The 439-nt window shown below is 71.1% G+C and carries 1 protein-coding gene and 1 pseudogene; both read left to right on the plus strand.

Annotated features, from left to right (window positions below; translation table 11 throughout):
- The coding region (locus AB6A65_RS16620) for a hypothetical protein (protein WP_371039494.1) at positions 1-239 on the plus strand (239 nt) is incomplete at its 5' end.
- A pseudogene (locus AB6A65_RS16625) lies at positions 236-439 on the plus strand (hypothetical protein); the annotation flags it as partial. The gene AB6A65_RS16620 and the pseudogene AB6A65_RS16625, both read left to right, overlap by 4 nt.

Raw genomic sequence — 439 nt, forward strand, 5'->3', positions numbered from 1 at the left:
ATCGCGGTTTCCTCGTGCTCGACATCTTCCCGATGCTCGACCGCCTCGCGGACCGCGAGCGGGAGGAGCTGGCGCGGCTCGGATCGCGCGCCTTCTGGGCCGCCGAGCAGGGCCTCGTCCATCTTGTTCAGGAGCGCGTGGGCCCCGACCGCTTCGCCTACATCGCCGCCGCGCGCCCGAAGCCCAAGCACGCCGCCGCCTCGCTGTCGGCGCTGCTGCTCGAGGAGCGGGAGGCGTGACCTCCCCCATCCAGACCTCTTTCGCCGATCACGGAGACCCGTTCATGCCCTGGCCGAACAACAGCCTCACGCCCGACGACCTGCCGGGCATCCCCGACGCCGAACTCGCGCAGCTGCCCGTCGAACTGCTCGCCATCCTGCAGCGCGAGACCGAGGAGGCGCTGAAGCGCGCGAAGGCGTCCAAGACCCGGCTCGATGCC

This window comes from Rhodosalinus sp. FB01 (assembly GCF_041365715.1).
Taxonomy (GTDB): Bacteria; Pseudomonadota; Alphaproteobacteria; order Rhodobacterales; family Rhodobacteraceae; genus Rhodosalinus.